This is a genomic window from Lacibacter sp., assembly GCF_035299325.1.
GTDB lineage: Bacteria > Bacteroidota > Bacteroidia > Chitinophagales > Chitinophagaceae > Lacibacter.
Genome location: NZ_DATGWT010000002.1, coordinates 25,216 through 39,572, shown reverse-complemented (window position 1 = coordinate 39,572; position 14,357 = coordinate 25,216). Strand labels below are relative to the sequence as shown.

General features: G+C 40.1%; 11 protein-coding genes. 3 read left to right on the top strand and 8 right to left on the bottom strand.

What is annotated here, in order from left to right; genetic code table 11:
• Positions 1–126 precede the first annotated feature (126 nt).
• The gene (locus VK159_RS01040; protein ID WP_324228283.1) at positions 127–2,595 is read left to right on the top strand and encodes a gliding motility-associated C-terminal domain-containing protein; all 2,469 of its coding nucleotides are present in this window, start codon (positions 127–129) and stop codon (positions 2,593–2,595) included.
• A 74-nt stretch (positions 2,596–2,669) separates the two neighbouring features.
• On the opposite strand, the gene VK159_RS01035 is transcribed toward VK159_RS01040, so the two are convergent.
• Positions 2,670–3,335, bottom strand: coding sequence for an outer membrane lipoprotein carrier protein LolA (locus VK159_RS01035; RefSeq protein ID WP_324228282.1), 666 nt, complete (start codon positions 3,333–3,335; stop codon positions 2,670–2,672).
• Between the two features lie 206 nt (positions 3,336–3,541).
• On the bottom strand, positions 3,542–6,076 hold the full coding sequence (locus VK159_RS01030) for an FtsK/SpoIIIE family DNA translocase (protein ID WP_324228281.1): 2,535 nt from the start codon (positions 6,074–6,076) through the stop codon (positions 3,542–3,544).
• A 95-nt stretch (positions 6,077–6,171) separates the two neighbouring features.
• Here VK159_RS01030 and VK159_RS01025 point away from each other — a divergent pair, with 95 nt between their 5' ends.
• Positions 6,172–8,085, top strand: a complete 1,914-nt coding sequence (locus VK159_RS01025; protein ID WP_324228280.1) for a sensor histidine kinase — start codon at positions 6,172–6,174, stop codon at positions 8,083–8,085.
• 2 nt (positions 8,086–8,087) lie between these two features.
• On the opposite strand, the gene VK159_RS01020 is transcribed toward VK159_RS01025, so the two are convergent.
• The 3 genes from VK159_RS01020 to rpsA all read right to left on the bottom strand — a co-directional run bounded on the left by VK159_RS01020 (position 8,088) and on the right by rpsA (position 11,035).
• On the bottom strand, positions 8,088–8,474 hold the full coding sequence (locus VK159_RS01020) for a DUF423 domain-containing protein (protein WP_324228279.1): 387 nt from the start codon (positions 8,472–8,474) through the stop codon (positions 8,088–8,090).
• Entirely contained in the window at positions 8,467–8,973 is a 507-nt protein-coding gene (locus VK159_RS01015) for a shikimate kinase (protein ID WP_324228278.1), read from the bottom strand. The genes VK159_RS01020 and VK159_RS01015 overlap by 8 nt, the downstream gene beginning before the upstream one ends.
• A 157-nt stretch (positions 8,974–9,130) precedes the next feature.
• Positions 9,131–11,035: a 30S ribosomal protein S1 gene (gene rpsA / locus VK159_RS01010; protein ID WP_324228277.1), complete on the bottom strand. Its 1,905-nt coding sequence runs from the start codon at positions 11,033–11,035 to the stop codon at positions 9,131–9,133.
• Positions 11,036–11,301: 266 nt separating this feature from the next.
• Between rpsA and VK159_RS01005 the strand changes: the two genes are divergently transcribed.
• Entirely contained in the window at positions 11,302–11,868 is a 567-nt protein-coding gene (locus VK159_RS01005; RefSeq protein WP_324228276.1) for an RDD family protein, read from the top strand.
• Between the two features lie 25 nt (positions 11,869–11,893).
• Here the strand turns inward: VK159_RS01005 and VK159_RS01000 are convergent, their stop codons facing one another.
• From VK159_RS01000 to VK159_RS00990, 3 genes are read right to left on the bottom strand one after another with little or no spacing between them, the layout of a single operon-like run.
• On the bottom strand, positions 11,894–12,673 hold the full coding sequence (locus VK159_RS01000) for a hypothetical protein (RefSeq protein WP_324228275.1): 780 nt from the start codon (positions 12,671–12,673) through the stop codon (positions 11,894–11,896).
• A 46-nt stretch (positions 12,674–12,719) separates the two neighbouring features.
• A complete protein-coding gene (locus VK159_RS00995) occupies positions 12,720–13,709 on the bottom strand; it encodes a 1-acyl-sn-glycerol-3-phosphate acyltransferase (RefSeq protein WP_324228274.1) in 990 nt (329 codons plus the stop codon).
• 40 nt (positions 13,710–13,749) lie between these two features.
• On the bottom strand, positions 13,750–14,304 hold the full coding sequence (locus VK159_RS00990; protein ID WP_324228273.1) for a hypothetical protein: 555 nt from the start codon (positions 14,302–14,304) through the stop codon (positions 13,750–13,752).
• Positions 14,305–14,357 lie beyond the last annotated feature (53 nt).

The window sequence follows — 14,357 nt, the reverse complement described above, 5'->3', positions numbered from 1 at the left end:
CGGGCATTATCATGACATCGCTAAGTGTCAGGATAATTACTCAATCATAAAATCCATTGAGTACATATCAGAAAAGCTGATATCGTTAAAAAACCAATATTCTATTCGACCCAAAAAAAATACCGCATGAATTGGCTTAGAAAAACCATACTACTAACCTGTCTAATTATTACAAGTTCCTACACATTTGCGCAAATTGATACTGAATTCTGGTTTGCTGCACCCGATATTTCTTCAAGTACGGGTCTCGATCGTCCAGCCTTCTTACGTATTGCCTCATTTAAAGATGCAGGTACCGTGACAATCTCACAACCTGCTGGTGGTGGTTTACCCACGCAAGTAATCAATCTTGCCGCCAACTCAAGTGCATCAATTGATTTAACAGCATGGCTTAGTGCAATTGAATCTGGACCTGGCAATACAGTTCAAAACAAGGGTATAAGAATTGTATCTACAGCACAGATCTCTGTTTATTATGAAGTGAACCATACCAGCCGTAATCCTGAATTATTTGTACTGAAGGGGAAAAACGCACTGGGGAATGATTTCTTTATTTCATCGCAGAATGCAGGATCTAATACAACTGCCCATACTCCACTACCTTATTCGTCTTTCAATATTGTTGCATCGGACGACAACACATCAGTAACTATTACCCCTGCAAAAAATATTGTTGGGCATGCTGCAGGTGTGCCGTTTACAATTACGCTTAATCGTGGTCAGACATATGCAGCCATTGCTACATCGCAGGCTGCAGCGGATCATTTAGGAGGTTCAAGGGTTACATCAACAAAGCCAATAGCTGTTACACTTGCTGATGACCTTGTAACATCACCAGGTTATGCTTGCGCCGACTTGATTGGAGACCAAACCATTCCTACTAATATCATAGGTACAGAGTATGTTGCTACAAAAGGTTATTTGTTAGGCACACAGGAAAAAATTTATATTACTGCGGTCACAAATGGAACAACTGTATCTCAAGATGGAATTTTAGTTGCTACATTAAATGCCGGCCAATCGTTTCAGGCAAATCTTGCCAACGCATCAACCTATATTCAAACTTCAAACCCAGTTTATGTTTACCAGATTTCAGGTATAGGATGTGAATTGGGAGGCGCCATTTTACCACCAATAAAATGTACAGGCAGTTTGGCTGTAACATATACAAGAAGTAGCAGTCGCTCAAATTATCTGAATGTACTTGTTAGAGCCGGTGGGGAATCATTCTTTAGAGTGAATAACAGCAACAGTGTAATTAAGGCTACAGATTTTTCACCCGTGCCGGGCACTTCAAACCAATGGCTATCGGCAAGTGTGCTGTTGAGTAATTCCATTTCAGCTTTAGACTCGCCGGTTACCATCACCAATTCACGTACATTTTTTCATTTAGGTGTATTGATCGGAAACGATCGTGAAGGAACTGCTTTCGGCTTCTTCAGTAGTTTTAATAATAACTACGCAAATGCAAGTACCACTACCCCATTTGTATGTGGAGGAGGTACTATTTCGCTTTTTGCAGACACATTACTTACTGCAACTTATCAATGGACAGGGCCAAATGGTTTTACCAGCAACCAGCAAAATCCTGTTATTACTAATGCACCTACAGCAAGTGCAGGAAAATACTATTTGACTGTTACTTTGCCTGGCTGCGGCAATCAACTCGACTCTGTAACAATCGGAATTGGCGGAAGTAAAACATCAATTGTCAACCGAACAATCTGTGAAGGTGATACAGCTGAAGGTTATACTACCAGTGGAATATATATTGATACATTAAATACAGTTCTTGGTTGCGATAGTATACGCACATTAAATCTTACGGTGTTACCAAAATCTGTTCTTACGCTTACACAAACCATCTGCGAAGGTGATTCGGTGTTCGGATATACACAAACGGGTATATATATTGATACATTAACAGCAGCAAACGGTTGTGACAGTATCAGAACAATTAACCTAACTGTATTACCAAGATCAAGATCAACATTGACTGAAACTATTTGCCAGGGACAATCCTATCTCGGATATACAACTGCAGGAATTCATATAGACACGTTGGTAGCAGCAAATGGTTGCGACAGTATCAGAACGTTGAATTTAAATGTTGATACGCAACCTCTACCTAACTTAGGACCAAACAGAGAATTGTGTGTGGGAGATACAATACAACTTTACCCGGGACTATATGCTTCGTATCTATGGCAGGATAATTCAACCAATGACCGGTTTATTGTTAATCAAACAGGAACCTATTCTGTAACTGTAACCAATGCATGCGGTTCTGCATCAGATGATGTTACAATCAGAAGTGTGGATTGTGTTATTCTCTTCCCCAATGCCTTTACACCAAATGGTGACGGAAGAAATGATTACTTCAAAATTCTTAATGCATTTAATCTCACTGATTATACATTAACCATTTATAACAGGTGGGGCCAGCTTGTATATTCTACTACTGATTTTAGGCAAGGCTGGGATGGGCAATTGAAAGGCTTACCTCAAGATCCCGGTATGTTTGTTTACTATTCCAGTTACAAAAAGGATAACATTCCGGTTACAACGAAAGGCACTTTTATCCTGATCAGATAAGTTGAAAAACAAATAATAGAAAAAGCCGCAATTATATGATTGCGGCTTTTTCTATTATTATAATCTGTTTTCTTTTAGCGAAGATCAACAACTTCTACACCCGGGTACTTTGCTTTATCAAATACAAACTGTGCATCTGCAACCGCAGCTTTGCCATTCAACGTTGCAACAGTATAAGTGTATTTATTACCACTCTTCTCTAACACTTTTGTGCTGTAGATCGTTTGAGCAGCTTTGTCTACCCAAACAATTACTTTAAAGAAAGATTTTGTTTTATCAACAGGAGTCAATTCAATTTCCTGCAATGTTTTACCTGCTTCTTTCTTTTCACCATTCAGTTTGTATAGAAAATCTTTGTCGTAAAAATTGGTAAACAACTTTTGTGGCGTAATAGAATTTTGCGAAGCATCATATTTTGAAATAGTTACTTCGTTCACCGATTTATCGTAATTCCAGATGTTTGTACCATCACAATAAATATCCTGCCCACCGGTAATATTTACCCGGTACTTTGTGCCCTTTGTAAATAAAGAGCCTTTCTTAATGCCAAGCACCTTCCCCTTCGCATCTTCATTCTTAAAAGAAAAACTTGCCTGTACAGCTTTAAACGTCTTGAACTTTGCGCTTACCGCATCAAGAATTTTTTTAGCTGCCGGATCGCTTTTACCCAAACTCTGGTTCTGGGCCATGATCGATAAACTAAAGATCGCAGCTATTGCTGTTAAAAAGATCGATTTCATTCCAACGGTTTTCATTCTGTTCTCTGGTTTTATATATGGATCGCTTGCACAATCCGGTTGTTTAGTATTCAGAGTGCTATCCAAAGTAATTGGTTGCAACTGAAAAGCTTAAGAATTTGTAAAGGCTGTTTAACAAATCTAAGGCCGCAAAGATAGGTATCTGCAGGAAAATGGTTGAGCGGGTGCCGCTGAGCAAACTTTAACAACTACCCCATCATCTCGAGATGCTGGTTAAGCTCCGATTCTGTTTTGATTAATACATCCCTTGCCTTGCTGCCCTGGCTTGGTCCAACTATCCCGGCTGCCTCCAACTGATCCATTAAACGACCAGCACGGTTATAACCGAGCTTCATACGGCGTTGCAGCAGCGAAGTTGAGCCAACCTGGTTCTGTACGATCAAACGGGCAGCATCTTCAAAGAGTGCGTCTCTGTCTGATAAATCGAAATCCTTACCCTCCAGTTCTTTCTCATCAACATACTCAGGCAGCAAGAACGGTTGCGGATAGCCTCGTTGTTTACTGATAAACGAAACAATATCATCTACCTCAGGCGTATCAACAAAAGCACATTGTAAACGGGTGAGCTCACCATTATAACTGATAAGCATATCACCTTTACCGATCAACTGTTCTGCCCCACCTGTATCAAGAATGGTGCGACTGTCGACCTTAGACGATACCTTGAAGGCGATCCTTGCAGGGAAGTTGGCCTTAATTGTACCGGTGATGATATTTACGGAAGGACGTTGTGTTGCAATGATGAGATGGATACCAACAGCACGGGCCAATTGTGCCAGTCGTGCAATGGGCATTTCCACTTCTTTCCCGGCTGTCATGATAAGATCTGCAAACTCATCAATAACCAATACAATAAAGGGAAGATACTGATGACCTTTTTGTGGATTGAGTTTACGTGCAACAAATTTTTCATTGTATTCACGCAGGTTACGACAACCGGCTTCTTTCAACAGATCATAACGGTTATCCATTTCAATACACAAAGCGTTAAGTGTATTGATCACTTTCTTTGTATCTGTAATGATCGATTCTTCTTCACCCGGCAGTTTTGCCAGGAAATGATTTTCAATATGACGATACAAACTCAACTCCACCTTCTTGGGATCGATCAACACAAACTTCAATTGCGATGGATGCTTTTTATACAAGAGTGAAACAAGTATCGCATTCAACCCAACAGATTTACCTTGTCCTGTTGCACCTGCCATAAGCAAGTGAGGCATTGTTGTAAGATCAACAATGAAGTTTTCGTTATCGATCTTTTTCCCAATGGCGATCGGCAAACCAAAACTGTTATGCTGAAATTTTTCTGAAGACAAGAGTGTCTTCATACTTACCACAGTTTTCTTCACATTCGGCACTTCAATACCAATGGTGCCTTTACCGGGAATTGGCGCAATGATACGAATACCCAAAGCTGCAAGACTTAACGCAATATCATCTTCCAGGTTTTTGATACGGGAGATACGCACACCGGCAGCAGGAACAATTTCATACAGCGTTACTGTTGGACCAACCGTTGCAAATATTTTTTGTATCTCAATATCGTAGTTACGGAGTGTGCTGATGATCTGATTTTTGTAACTCTCCAGCTCATGCGGATCCTGTACAATTTTTTCACTGCCGTGATTCTCCAGCAAATTCAGTGAAGGGAATTTGTAATCCTTCAGATCAAGAAACGGATCATAAGGAGGCAAGTTCTCTACTACTTTTTTAATTGGAGTTTCATCATCGTCATCTTCTTCCGCATCGTCAGTTACATTCTTTATTTCTAATGGAGGCCCAACCTCTTCTTCATCCGTCTTCGCAGGCTTGTTTGGTTTATCTGCGTATGGAATTGTCATTTCAACCGATGGTTCTGTAGGCAGTTGTTCTCTAACCGGAAGCGGTGTTACAGCAATAACATCTTCTTCCTTTTCATTAATTATAAAGCTATGGAGCGGATTTTCTTTTTCTTCTGCTATTGGCAATGGCGTAAAAGAAGATTCCTTTTTCAGTTGATTTTTTGCCTGCTCTTCAATTGCAAATTTTTCATTTACATCGATGGCTACACGTTCAGCAATTTCTTCGGGTAATGGATCTACAATAATTTCCTTCGGTTTTTTTGCAGGCAATTTAAACACCGGGTTAAACCGCCAGATAAGGTAAGAAACTGCAGCTAATGACAAGATCAATCCTGTGCCTGCAGTACCAACAAAACCATTTAACCAACTTGCTGAATAGTTACCAAATGCCCCACCCCATGGGAAACCAAATCCTTTCATAAAAAATGAAAAGAACACAGGCAGCACCAACAAACCAACCAACACATACTTCAGGTTACGGGCCATCGAAAAAACTTTCTTCCCGAATAAAAAATTAGTGCCAATGATAAAAAAGAAACTACAGATGAGATAAGAAGAAACGCCAAATCCTTTATAGAAAAACAAATGCGAGACCCAGGCACCAAACCGGCCCAACAGGTTAGAGACAGTTACTTCCTCATCAAACAAAACACCCCCTCCATGACGCAGCACTTTGTCCTGGTCTTCTTTCCAGGTAAACAGGTAAGATGTAAATGCAATAAACAAAACAAGTGAAACAATAAATAAAGCAATGCCGGCGATCTTGTGTGTTCGCTCGTCTTTCACCAGTTCCTTTACGTTTATCTGCTCCTCTTTTTCCTGCTTCAGCTGTTCAGGGCTTTCCTTTTTCTTCTTGTCTTTCGTGCGGTTTGAGGCCATAAAAACAAAGATAAAGAATGGAAACTTCCTGACAACGGTCAAAAGGAACCTGCTTTCCGCAAAAATTTCTATCTTTCTGCTGAACTTTCTGCTACATGAAAAAATACTGTCTGCCCATTATTCTTTTCTTCCTGAATCTTTCTGTGGCCAGTGCCCATCAGGACACAAGTTTATCGGTGATCTATACTTCCAAAGTCATCAACCTGCACTTTCTTCAACCGAACATGCATGTGTTTGTTGATAAACAAAACAATACCGACATACAGACGCTTCGGGGTACGATGTTTCTGCACCTTAACGAAAAGCCAAGACGGAGTGTTTCAAAAAATTCTCTCAGCGGCTCAAATATTTACCTGCTTTTCTGGATCAATAATGACGAGGAAAAACCTCGCAGTTTTTATATTTCACCGGGCATATATGCAAGAGAATGTGTGGTGTTTTCAAGGATCAATAATGATTACCCCTGGGTAGAGATCCCGGGCCAGATCGACCCTTCAAAAAATGAAAATGCTTATCGCTATTTTACCGTTTCCCCCGGTGTGGAAATGCAAATACTTGTCCGTTGCCGTTATGCAAAGGCAGCCGTTGTGTCACTAAAACCATTTCTGATTAATCCTATCTATTTCGATGACCACGTTAACAAGATCCACAATAACTGGTATGGCTTAAATACGTTTACCTATTTGCTATGTGGATTGTTGTTAATGATGCTGCTCTATTCATTTGCCAACTATGTGCAGAATTATAAGCGATCATTCCTGTATTATTCTATTTATGCACTTTCAATTGCTGCACTTTTGTTTTTAAAAGCAATTTTATACCAACGTTCCATACCCTTCAATTTTTTTTATGAAGAATATTTCGATTACTTCCTGCAGATCATCGGTTACATTTTCTATATCGGTTTTACAAGGATGTTCCTGGATACGCCAAAGAATTATCCTCTGTTGAACAAGATGTTCATTCTTGCAGAAGTAATACTGGCTATATTTCTTACTGTTTTTACAATATTATATTTTACCGACGCTTCTTACAGCAAACTTGAATCAACAGAAAACGCCAGTAAGTTCTTCCTGATCTTTCTTGGAATTATGTACCTCGTTTTAGGTATTGTGAAACGCAACAAGCTGATGAATTATTTACTGGCAGGTAATATCGCAAATCTGATTGGTGGTGGTATCTCCATGTTTCTTATTTCATTTCCGTCAACCAGTATTTTTCCTTCAACTGGCTTATTCCGTCAATCACTGTTTTATTTCGAGGTTGGTATTTTGTTCGAATTGGTTTTCTTCCTTCTTGGCCTTGTTTACAAAAACAAAATTGAGCTGATCGAAAAAGTAAAAATGGATGAAGCCATTAAACAGGAAGCCGACCGGCAAGAGTACGAAAAACAGATCGCTATATTAAGTGCCCAGCAAGAAGAACGAAGCCGTATTTCGGCCGATATGCATGATGAATTAGGAAGTGGTGTTACGGCTATTCGTTTGTTGAGTGAAATTGCCCGTCAAAAAACAAAACAACAACCAATTGAAGAAATTTCACGCATTTCTTACAATGCCAACGAACTCATGACCAAGATGAATGCTATCATCTGGAGTATGAATCCGGGTAACGATACTGTCAACAGCCTTGTTGCTTATATACGTTCTTATGCATCGGAATACCTCGATAATTTTGACATGGATTATCACATCAATGTGGCAACAGATATCCCGGATACAGACGTATCCGGTGTAAAGCGCCGTAATATATTCCTGGTGTTAAAAGAATCGATCAACAATGTAATGAAACATGCAAAGGCAACCGAAGTTGAGATCAATATTCGTTTTTCCGGCCATAACATGATCATTGAAATTGCAGATAACGGCAAAGGAATTGATCCTGAAAAACTAAACCAGTTTGGTAATGGCTTAAAGAATATGCAGCGCCGTATGGAAGGAATTGGTGGCAGTTTTTCCATTCTTAATAACAACGGTACAACTGTAAAACTGGAAATGCCATTGCATTGAACTTACTTCTTTTTTATACTCAGGAACAAGAACAACCATCCGGCAATAAAACATACACCACCAATTGGTGTAATAGCTCCCAACCAGTTTACTGATGTTGCACCTGTTGCTTTTAAAAGGACCATTGTATACAACGATCCGCTGAAGACAAGAATACCTGCAATAAATAAATAACCAGCACGCTTATACCAGGCATTTACCCCCTGCTTTAACAGTAAGCCCACAAGAGCTATTGCAAACAAATGATAGAAATGATATTGCACTGCTGTTTGCCATGTTTGTATAGCTTTTTCGTCAACCAATTCTCTTAATGCATGTGCACCAAAAGCACCAAGGGCAACTGCAATCGCTCCCAGTATAAAACTGATGCTTAAAAACTGCTTATCCATTCCTGCGTATGATTTTTTGAAAGTTATCGAGACTCATAAACTCAGCCGGCAAATGATACATGGCTTGGTGATAAAAAGGTTCCCGCTCGGTAAGCTTACCTTTAATGAATTGCGCCAGCACTTCATCATTCATACCGGCTATCAGTGGTCTTGTTTCTTTTTCTGTATGTAAACGCTGTACCAATAAATCAACGGGGCTTTTGATGTAGATCGTAATGCCTTGTTCATTCATCCGTTTCATGTTGTTATGAAAACAAGGTGTGCCACCTCCGCAACTGAGTATGAAATTATCAAGCTTCATATAAGTGCAAAGCGTCTCTTTCTCCATTTTCCTGAACGCCTCTTCACCTTTCTCTTCAAAAATTGCTGTTACTTCTTTGCCTTCACGCTTTTCAATTTCTTCATCAAGGTCGTAAAACTTCAAGCCAAATTTCTCACTCCATTGTTTCCCCCAATATGTTTTACCGCTGCCCATAAACCCTGTAATGAAGTATCGCATGAAGGAGTTAGTTGTTTGCTACGAAGGTAATGAGTGATGAGTGATGAATGATGAGTTGGCGTATTTTATTTCCTGCCTCTGCTCTTACTCATCACTGATCATAAAAAAGCCCATCGTTTTTCAACGATGGGCCGTATAAAGATCAGTTGCTACTGTCTTATTCTGCGCTCTTGCTTTCTTCAGCACCGCCATCTAACTTCTTCTTCAGATCGGCGAGAACACCTAAATCACCAAGCGTGGTTTTTTCCACTTTGCTTTGTACTTCTTTCACCGCTTTTTTGGTGCGTACAGCATCAGCTTGTTTTTCTTTAAACTCAGCGTTCTTCTCTTCAGCAATTGCTTTTTCCCAGATACGTGCATGGCTAACAACAACACGCTTTTCGTTACGATCGAATTCGATCACTACGAACTGTGCAGTTTCATCTGCCTGTACCTGTTTGCCATCTTCTTTATTCAGGTGACGGTTAGGAGCAAAACCTTCAATACCGTAAGGTAATTGTACAGTTGCACCTTTGTCGTCTTTTCTTGTTACATGTCCTTCATGAACAGTTCCGATTGCAAATGTTTCTTCCAAAGCATTCCAGGGATCTTCTTCCAGTTGTTTGTGGCCTAACTGGAGTTTACGGTTTTCCTTATCGATGCTCAGGATCATTACTTCTATATCCTGTCCAACCTTTGTGTATTCACTTGGGTGGTTGAAACGTTTGGTCCAGCTAAGATCACTGATGTGAATCATACCGCCGATACCAGCTTTCAATTCAACAAACACACCATAAGGAGTAATGTTTTTCACTAAACCTTTGTGCTTGCTTTCTACAGGGAAAGTTTCTTCAATTGTGCTCCATGGATCCTGGCTCATTTGCTTAATAGAAAGACTCATCTTACGAGCGTCTTTATCAAGTGTAACGATCTTCGCTTCGTGCTCATCGCCCATTTTGAAGAATTCTTTCGCATTAACCGGCGTGTTAGCCCAGCTGATTTCACTTACGTGAACCAGACCTTCAACACCAGGCATGATCTCTAAGAATGCACCATAGTCTTCGATGTTCACAACCTTACCTTTCACAGTGTTACCTTCAGCAATTGCTTCGCTGAGAGTATCCCATGGATGAGGTGTCAATTGTTTCAGACCAAGGCTGATACGTTTTTTATCATCGTCGAAGTCGAGAACTACAACGTTCAATTTCTGATCCATCTTCAGTACTTCTGTAGGATGGTTGATACGGCCCCAGCTGATATCAGTGATATACAACAAGCCATCAACACCACCGAGGTCAAGGAACGCACCGAAATCAGTGATGTTCTTGATAGTACCTTCCAGTACCTGACCTTTTTCCAGTTTACCCATGATCACCGCACGTTGTGCTTCAATATCGCTTTCGATAAGTGCTTTGTGACTTACAACTGCGTTCTTAATGGTTTCGTTGATCTTCACCACTTTAAACTCCATTGTTTTGCCAACAAACTGATCGTAATCTGTTACAGGCTTCACATCAATTTGTGAACCCGGTAAGAATGTTTCCATTCCAAACACGTCAACGATCAAACCACCTTTGGTTTTGCTTGTAACAGTACCGGTAACAATTTCACCGGTTTTGTGCACTTCCATAATACGCTCCCAGGCACGTGTGATACGGGCAAGTTTGCGGCTAAGGTGTAAGTGACCTTCTCTGTCTTCTTTTTCAACAACCATTACTTCAACGGTGTCGCCAACTTTTAAACCCGGCAAATCACGGAACTCGTTCAAAGAAACGAGACCATCACTCTTAAAGCCGATGTTTACAACAACATCTGTTTTTGTTAATGCCACAACCTGGCCATCAACAATTTCAGCATCGTTTACCTGCTTGAATGTACCATCATAAACTGAATCGTACTTTTCACGCTCTTCTTTGCTGTAGATTGCTACGTTGCGTTTGTCAACGCTCCAATCAAAATCATCATGAGCAGTTTGCTCAATTACAGGTGCCTTTGTTGTCGCTGTAGATGTTTCGGCAACTGGTGTTGCTTCCACGTTCTCCTGTGCATCAGCGTTTGAGTTAACAATTTGATTTTCTGACATAAAATAGCCCCGATTTGTTTAATTGATTCGGGGGTGCAAATGTAGGCTAAAAAGCTGTTGGGGCAAGGGTTTTGAGCTTGGTTTTTTTGAAGAAGAAAAGGCATTTATTGTGACCTGCTCCGGTATTTCATGGAATTGCCTGTTGCCATAGTTTATCCCGATGGCTATCGGGACTCGTTTCAGGGTTCCGAACTGTGATTTTCAGCCTGTTGCAACAAAGCTGCCGGTTGCTGTTACTTATCCTGTTTCCGTTATTTTTATGATCTATGGAACAAATGGAAAATTTACTCAACGATTTTGAAGAACCCCAATACAGCTATGTTGGATTCTGGCCACGCTTTGGCGCACTGCTCATCGACGGAATTATTCTTGTTACTGTTGCCTACTTTCTGAGGCTTTCGCTTGCAGACCTGGGTAATAATCTTGTGCTGTTGATTGTAACAGCAATTGTTCCGTTATTCTATAACCTGTTTCTTGAGTACAAATATGGCGCAACACTTGGCAAAATGTTGTTGAAGATTAAAATTGTGAACTACGGGTTGCAGCCACCCACCATTAGTAATGTTGTTCTTCGCAATATCATTTACATCGGTTTACAATTTGTTTCTTTTGGTATTGAGCTAAACAGTTATTTCAATTTACAAACTTCAGATCCAGTCGACTTTACAGGTTTCGCCAGTTATTTTACTCCTGAAGTAATCATTGGACTTATCTATGCCGCTTGTGTTTTTGTTATTTACATAATTGAAATGGTCTTCCTGTTGAACGATCCTAAATGCAGAGCATTACATGACAGGATTGGAAAAACTTATGTGGTGAAAAGTATAGTATGAGTGATTGAAACAACAAGGTTTTAGCTTATTTAAGTTTTGTTGTTCTAATCAACCCGATCACAATCATCAAAAGACAAAGACCAATTCCACCATAGGCAATCGTTACAATTTCATTGTAATTCTTTTGCGAAACAGAAATGCCATATAATGCCCACGCTACAACTAAAGTGTAAAAAAAATCTCTGCGAAAGATGGAGAAGAATGCGCCAAACATTGCTGCTATTGTGATCATGATACAACTCCACATCACTGCATCAACGCCAAAGCCATTCCATTTATAATTTACCAACAAAGCTGTTGTATTCGCAATAGTTGCAACGCTTATCCAACCGAGATAAACAACAAACGGAACATACAGGAATATTTTTTTTACACCTTTCAACTTTGATCTGTGCGGTTGCAATTTTATATAAATCAGGATCAGCGTTGCTAAAAACCCCAGCATAAAAACCAACGACAATTCAATTAACAACAAGTGCCACATGATGATCCACACACCATTCAATGCACAGGTAAGTATAAAATAAGGAGCAATTGCTTTTACAACAGGCATTATTACATCAGCATCATTCTGTTTCCATAGAATAGAAGAACTGTAAACAACATACCCAAGCAGCAGCAAATAAATAACACCCCAAATACTGAATGTAAAACCAGCCGGCACAAACAAGTTAGGATACATGGCACTTATTTCGCCGGTTGTATAACCATTCAACGGCAAGCCATTTGCCAATGCATTCATGGTGATCATAAATGCAAAAAACAAAACCTGGTAAATTGCGAGATGACGTGTGTTTGTGATCATAGATGTAATTTATACAATAATTACACTTGGATCGCCAGTCTGTTCACTATTTCCACATCACATAACTCTTTGCAAGCAAAGGAAGAATTACTATTGAAGCAATTGCCCACCATCCACCAACGAAACAATACAACAATGCGGCAACAGAAAATAAATAGAGAGGATATAAAAATGCCATCAGGCAAAACAGAATACTGTCGTAGTACTGTTCGCCACGCAGTTTCCATGCAAGGCGTTCTAATGGAAAATAGAAAAGTATATGTGTGAGCACGCCCAGCATTGCAGGAATAAAAAGCAAAGGCTTTGGAATTTTCAGGCTGTTATCTGCATTGGTTATCTCTGATAACTCCTGCAATTGCACTTCTGCAGCTTTATTAATTGCCACCGAAGCTACACCGCTTTCCATATTTGCCGAGATCACTTCTTTGCCAAACTGCTTTCCAAAATTGATATCAAACGTTTTAGGAAAATCAACAAACGAATTATACCTGACCCAAACGGGTAAAAACGTTACATCTAATCCATCGGCCCATGCCTGCATCAACATACGAGGTGCACCTTTTTTTAAGGGCAGCTGCAAAGTGGTTTGGTGTTTACAAAATCCTTCCACAAAAATGAGCACGTGTTCACCACGTTGCAGGATCTTCCTTACTTCTTCAAATGTTGCATCGTTATTTGCAAGCTGACCTTTTCCATCGCTCATGCGGTAAATGGGGATCATATTTACAGATCGTAACAGTTTCCTTACAATCGGATTCTTAAACACGCCGCTTCTCGTAATGAAATGCACTCGATGATCCATAACTGTGCCCACAATAACAGCATCCAGAAATGAATTAGGATGATTAACACCCAGCACCATTGGAGTTACAATCTTTGTTGCCGCTGGATTATAAATACTCAGTCGTTTTGCGAAAACCCAGAAATAAAACTTTGCAAGGATCTTGGTAAAAATATACATCCGTGAATAATCATTAAGTGTGGCAAAGTAAGGGAAAAATCCAATGACGGGGATGCCGTTAACTAAAAACGCCACCCGGATTCCGTGGTGGCGTTTATTCGCTTACTGTTATTTTTTATTGTTCTGAAACCAGCTTACCTTTTTCATCAAATACAAACGTTCTTTTCTTGCCTGCCTGCTCCATCATGATCTGGAAAAGACTCGGGTTCTTAGGCTTTTCGATCTTGATCACATCTGTTGGGCTTCCCTTTGGAAAACGACGAAGGATTTCATCTAACACCGGTCGGGGAGCCTGTTCCCTTGCCATAGGTGTCCTGGTATCAACACGTTCGCCATTGCTGTGGTAAGTTGCAGTTGAACGCCACACACCGTTGCCAAATACAACAGTCCAATCGCCGCGGTTCTTCGTCCAGGTTGCATTAACTGCATTTGGATATTCACCGGCAAATGCACTGCCCACTTTTGTAGGTATGTTCTTTCTAACCTTGCTGTTACCGTTTTGTTGTGTGTTAGCAGAATTCTGGCCGCTGTTCGTATTGTTGTTACCGTTAGTGGTTTGAACAGTTTTATCTGTCTTTTGTTTGTCTTTGGTTTTTTCTTTGCTCTTTCCCTGGGCAAAACCTATAAAGCCTGCCAGCAGAAAAATACTTAGAGTAATAAATTGTTTCATGCGTATATTTTTTGTTATGGCCAAATAAGGCTTAGCTGCAAGTTAATAAGAGC

Excerpts from the sequence above, each read along its gene's own strand:
- VK159_RS01025 (WP_324228280.1), top strand. The coding sequence starts at position 6,172 with ATGAAAAAATACTGTCTGCCCATTATTCTTTTCTTCCTGAATCTTTCT.
- VK159_RS01015 (WP_324228278.1), bottom strand. The coding sequence starts at position 8,973 with ATGCGATACTTCATTACAGGGTTTATGGGCAGCGGTAAAACATATTGG.
- VK159_RS01020 (WP_324228279.1), bottom strand. The coding sequence starts at position 8,474 with ATGGATAAGCAGTTTTTAAGCATCAGTTTTATACTGGGAGCGATTGCA.
- VK159_RS01000 (WP_324228275.1), bottom strand. The coding sequence starts at position 12,673 with ATGATCACAAACACACGTCATCTCGCAATTTACCAGGTTTTGTTTTTT.
- VK159_RS01040 (WP_324228283.1), top strand. The coding sequence starts at position 127 with ATGAATTGGCTTAGAAAAACCATACTACTAACCTGTCTAATTATTACA.
- VK159_RS01005 (WP_324228276.1), top strand. The coding sequence starts at position 11,302 with ATGGAACAAATGGAAAATTTACTCAACGATTTTGAAGAACCCCAATAC.
- rpsA (WP_324228277.1), bottom strand. The coding sequence starts at position 11,035 with ATGTCAGAAAATCAAATTGTTAACTCAAACGCTGATGCACAGGAGAAC.
- VK159_RS01035 (WP_324228282.1), bottom strand. The coding sequence starts at position 3,335 with ATGAAATCGATCTTTTTAACAGCAATAGCTGCGATCTTTAGTTTATCG.
- VK159_RS01030 (WP_324228281.1), bottom strand. The coding sequence starts at position 6,076 with ATGGCCTCAAACCGCACGAAAGACAAGAAGAAAAAGGAAAGCCCTGAA.
- VK159_RS00990 (WP_324228273.1), bottom strand. The coding sequence starts at position 14,304 with ATGAAACAATTTATTACTCTAAGTATTTTTCTGCTGGCAGGCTTTATA.